The sequence below is a fragment of the Ramlibacter sp. genome, assembly GCF_036383835.1.
Lineage (GTDB): Bacteria > Pseudomonadota > Gammaproteobacteria > Burkholderiales > Burkholderiaceae_C > Ramlibacter.
This window is the reverse complement of sequence record NZ_DASVNN010000090.1, coordinates 1-4,506: the sequence shown is the minus strand read 5'-3', so window position 1 is coordinate 4,506 and position 4,506 is coordinate 1. Positions and strand designations below refer to the sequence as shown.

Here is a 4,506-nt window from a genome sequence, read left to right as displayed (position 1 = left end):
CCCCGGAGCCGAAGGCGAGGGGGACGCCGACCCAGCGGGCCTGCACCGCGCACCGCCTGACGCGACGTGGGCAGGGCGTGCCCCTCACCCCAGCCCTCTTCCCAGAGGGCCCGCCTCCTACACCCAGCCCATCCACCCCAGCACCGCTCCCGCCCCCAGCAGCCACAGCAGGTGGATCCGTGTGCGCCAGACGATCAGCGTCGACACGATCGCCACCGCCCATGCGGGCCAGTTCGACAGCGCATAACCGTGACTGGTGGCCAGGATCCAGCCGGTGGCGATCAGCAGTGCCACCACCAGCGGCGCCAGGCCCTGCTTGAAGGCGCGGATCGCCCGCAGGTCGCGGTTGCGGTGGCTCCACTGCGCGGTGAAGTACACCAGGATCGAGCTCGGAAGCATGATGCCGCCCAGGCACAGCACCATGCCCAGCGCCGCGGTCCACAGGCCGCCGGCGTTGAGGCCCACGTTCCAGCCCATGAGCGCGGTGAACAGCACGTTGGGACCCGGCGCGGCTTGCGCGATCGCGATCGAGGCGCTGAACTGCGGGTCGGTGAGCCAGGCCTTTTCCTGCACCAGGAAGCGGTGCATGTCGGGCGCGGTGGCGATGGCGCCGCCCACGCACAGCAGCGACAGCGAGAGGTAATGCGCGAACAGGGAGAACCAGTCGGGGGTCTGGAGCACGATCGGGTTCATGCGAGCCTCCGGTAGGCCATCACGCAACCGATGCCGCCCAGCACGATCAGCACCCAGGCCAGCGGCAGCTTGAGCCAGGCGATCGCGATGAAGGACAGCACGCCCAGCACCGCGCTCAGCGGCACGCCCATCGCGTTCTTCTTCAGCGCGGGGATCATCTTGAGGCCGGTGGCCGTGATCAGTCCGGCCGCGACCGCGCCCATGCCGCGCAAGGCGCCGGCCACGTGCGGGTTGGAGGCGAACTCCGCGTAGATCAGCGCCAGCGCCAGCACCAGCAGCAGCGGGAAGGTGATCAGGCCGGCGACCGCCGTCACCGCGCCGCGCCAGCCGAAGTGGCGCGCCCCGAACATGATCCCCAGGTTGATCACGTTGGGGCCCGGCATGATCTGCGCCACGGCCCATTCCTCGATGAACTCCTCGCGCGACATCCAGCGCTTGTTCTCCACCAGCTCGCGCTGCACCACGGCGAGCACGCCGCCGAAACCCTGCAGGGCCAGCAGCGTGAAGGAAACGAACAGGTCGGTGAGGGAACGGGGCCGGTTCAGCGGCGGCGCCGCGGCGGCTTCTGGCATGGCGGACATGCCGCGATTATCCCGGCACGGGCTGTCGTTTCCCCGACGGCGCCCGGGTGGCGCACCACAGGCCCGCGAAGATCAGGCCCAGCGCCAGCAGGATCTGCGCCGGCAGCGGCTCCGCCAGCAGGGTGCGGGCGAGCAGGGCGGCCGTCACCGGGTTCAGCGCGAGGAACACCGTCACGCGCGTGGGCGATTCGTGCTTCAGGGCGTAGAGCCACCAGAAGTAGCCGATGCCGCTGGACAGGCCGACGAACGCCACCAGCGCCCACGCCCGCGGGCCCAGCGTTCCGACATGGGCAGGCCACCCTTCGCCAAGCGCGATGACGGCCAGGAACAACACCGACGCCAGCATCGCGAAGGCGGAGACGGGCACGGTGGGATAGCGCTGGAGGTAAGGGCGGTACAGCACGCTGCACAGCGCACCCACGCAGGCCGACGCCAGCACGGCGAGCTCGCCCCACCAGTGGCCGCCGTGCGCGAGCTGCAGCTTGGGCCACAGCGACAGGCCCACGCCCGCGATCGACAGCAGCACGCCCGCGGCCAGCCGCAGGTTCGCCTGCTCGCGTCCCAGCAGCGCGCCGAGCAGCAGCGTGAGCAGCGGGAACAGGCTGAAGATCAGGGCGGTCGGCGCGGCGGCGACCGTTTGCAATCCCCAGTTGAGGAGGCCGACGAGCACGCCGAACTGTCCGATGCCCAGCGCCGCCATCGCCAGACCGTCGCCACGACGCAGCGTGCCGCGCAGGCCGCGCAGTGCGGGCAGCGCGAAGGGCAGCAGGCACAGGAAGCCGATGGCATAGCGCAGCATCGCGAGCGTGAGCGGCGGGACTTCCGCCACGACGAAGCGCGAGGCCACGATGGCGGCGCCGACCTGCACCCCGGCCCCGGCCGCGGCGAGCAGGGCGAGGTTCAGAGCTTCAGCTCCCAGGTTTCGCTCACCAGCTTCTGCCCGAAGGCCTCGTTGGATTCGCTCTCCTTCAGCACGAAGCCGCGCGACGCGTAGATCGACCGTGCCACCGTGAGATTGCTCTGCGTCCACAGCACGAGCTTGCGATAGCCCTTCGCGCGCGCGAAGGCGATGCAGGCATCGGTGAGCCGTCCGCCCAGTCCCAGTCCGCGCGCTTCGGGCCGCAGCAGCAGCAGGCGCAGCTTCGCGACCGTCGCGGATTGGCGCACCAGGAACACGCAGCCGGCACGCTGGCCATCCACTTCGGCGATCCAGCCTTTCTCGTGCCCGGGATCGAACTGGCGGATGAACTTCGCCGCGATCTCCGCCACCAGGGCCTCGAACTCCGCGTCGAAGCCGTATTCGCGGGCGTAGAGCTCGCCGTGCATCTGGACCACCCAGCCCATGTCGCCCGGGCGCGGGTCGCGCAGCGCCACCTTGCGCTGCGCGGCGGCGGGCGGGTCGAGCAGGCGGTGGACGGTCTCCATGGCCTCGATCAGGCCCGGGCGCGCCGCGGAAGGCACGTCCGCCAGCAGGGCCGCGGTTTCCTCGCGCGACTTCTGCTGCAGCGGCGCGAAGGTCGCGTAGCCGGCCTCCGTCAGCTGCAGCAGGCTCTGGCGCGCATCGTGGGGCGCCGGTTCCCGCGCGAGCCAGCCCTGGTCCTCGAAGCGGCGCAGGATGCGGCTCAGGTAGCCGGCATCGAGCTGGAGGTCGCGCACCAGGTCGCGCGCGGTCAGCGGCGGGCGGTGCGCCAGCTCGTACAGCACGCGCACCTCGGTCAGCGTGAAATCGGTGTCGAGGTAGCGCTTGAGCACGCCGATGCGCTGCGTGTAGAAGCGGTTGAAGGCGCGCACGGCCTTGACCTGCGACTTGGCGACGGGAGAGGGGCGCATGGCGGCAGTGTGGTGGAAATACTTGCCGCAGTCAACGAATCGGCCTGCGGCTGGCGGTGGACGTTATGCTCTCGTCCTCTACACAAAAGGAGACCCGAGTTGACGCTGAAGTTCCGTCGCCTGCCGGCCGCGGCCGCCCTGGCCGCCGCGCTCGCCTGTTCCCCCGCTTTCGCGCAGACCCCCGATGCCGCCGTGCAGCGGGCCGCCGCCGCGCAGAAGCAGCCGCTGCTCGACACCCTCAAGGAGCTGGTGTCCATCGAAACCGGCAGCCGTGACACCGAGGGCCTCCAGCGCGCCAGCGAGCTGATCGGCGCCAGGCTGCGCGCGCTCGGTGCCCAGGTCGACTTCATCGAACCCGCGGATGCCACCACCTACCGCATGGCCGACACGCCGGAAAAGATCGGCCGCATCGTGCGCGGCACCTTCAAGGGCAAGGGCAGCAAGCGCATCCTGCTGATCGCGCACATGGACACGGTGTACCTGAAGGGCATGCTGGAGAAGCAGCCCTTCCGCGTCGACGGCAACAAGGCCTATGGCCTGGGCATCGCCGACGACAAGCAGGGCGTGGCCATGGTGCTGCACGTCGCATCGTTGCTGAAGTCGCTGAACTTCAACGACTACGGCACGCTCACCGTGCTGGTCAACGGCGACGAGGAAATCAGCTCGCCCGGTTCGCGCGCCGCGATCACGCAGGCGGGCAGCGAGCACGACGCGGTGTTTTCGTTCGAGGCTTCGCGCGTCGACAACGACAAGCTGTCGCTCGCCACCAGCGGCATCGCCTCGGTGGAGCTGAAGGTCGAAGGCCGCGCCTCGCATGCCGGCTCCGCGCCGGAGCGCGGCGTCAATGCGCTGTACGAGCTGTCGCACCAGATCATGCAGATGCGCGACCTGTCCGAGCCGCAGGTGGGCCTGAAGCTGAACTGGACGATCTCGCAGGCCGGCACCAACCGCAACGTGATCCCGGCGCACGCCACGGCGCAGGCCGATGTGCGCGTCCTGCGCGTGACCGATTACGACCGCATCGAGGCCGCCGTGCGCGAGCGCGCGGCGAAGCAGCTGCTGCCGCAGGCCAAGGTGACGGTGAACTTCGAGCGCCGCCGTCCGCCGCTGGAAGCCACGGACGCGAGCCGCAAGCTCGGCAAGCATGCGCAGGCGGTCTACGCCGAAGTGGGCCGCAAGCTGGTGGTCGACGACCAGCCCGAAGGCGGCGGCACCGACGCGGCATTCGCGGCGCTGAAGACCAAGGCGCCGGTGATCGAGCGCTTCGGCCTGCCGGGCTTCGGCGCGCACTCCGCCGACAGCGAATACGTGCTGGTCGACGCGATCGAGCCGCGGCTGTACCTGGCGGCGCGGATGATCATGGACGTGTCGCGGGGCAAGGGCTTCTAACAACCTTGTCATC

At 70.1% G+C, this 4,506-nt stretch carries 5 protein-coding genes; 1 reads left to right on the top strand and 4 read right to left on the bottom strand.

The features are described 5' to 3' along the window. Positions 1 to 117: 117 nt before the first annotated feature. The 4 genes from VF522_RS14775 to VF522_RS14760 are packed head-to-tail and all read right to left on the bottom strand — an operon-like array spanning position 118 to position 3,104. A complete protein-coding gene (locus tag VF522_RS14775; RefSeq protein WP_330909045.1) occupies positions 118 to 693 on the bottom strand; it encodes a chromate transporter in 576 nt (191 codons plus the stop codon). Then, positions 690 to 1,274, bottom strand: a complete 585-nt coding sequence (locus VF522_RS14770) for a chromate transporter (RefSeq protein WP_330909044.1) — start codon at positions 1,272 to 1,274, stop codon at positions 690 to 692. Before VF522_RS14770 ends, VF522_RS14775 begins: the two co-directional genes overlap by 4 nt. A gap of 7 nt (positions 1,275 to 1,281) precedes the next feature. Further along, positions 1,282 to 2,166, bottom strand: a complete 885-nt coding sequence (locus VF522_RS14765; protein WP_330909047.1) for a DMT family transporter — start codon at positions 2,164 to 2,166, stop codon at positions 1,282 to 1,284. 8 nt (positions 2,167 to 2,174) lie between these two features. After that, positions 2,175 to 3,104, bottom strand: coding sequence for a bifunctional helix-turn-helix transcriptional regulator/GNAT family N-acetyltransferase (locus tag VF522_RS14760; RefSeq protein ID WP_330909043.1), 930 nt, complete (start codon positions 3,102 to 3,104; stop codon positions 2,175 to 2,177). A gap of 99 nt (positions 3,105 to 3,203) precedes the next feature. Here VF522_RS14760 and VF522_RS14755 point away from each other — a divergent pair, with 99 nt between their 5' ends. Further along, positions 3,204 to 4,493: a M20/M25/M40 family metallo-hydrolase gene (locus tag VF522_RS14755; protein ID WP_414709535.1), complete on the top strand. Its 1,290-nt coding sequence runs from the start codon at positions 3,204 to 3,206 to the stop codon at positions 4,491 to 4,493. The last annotated feature ends 13 nt before the right edge of the window (positions 4,494 to 4,506 follow it).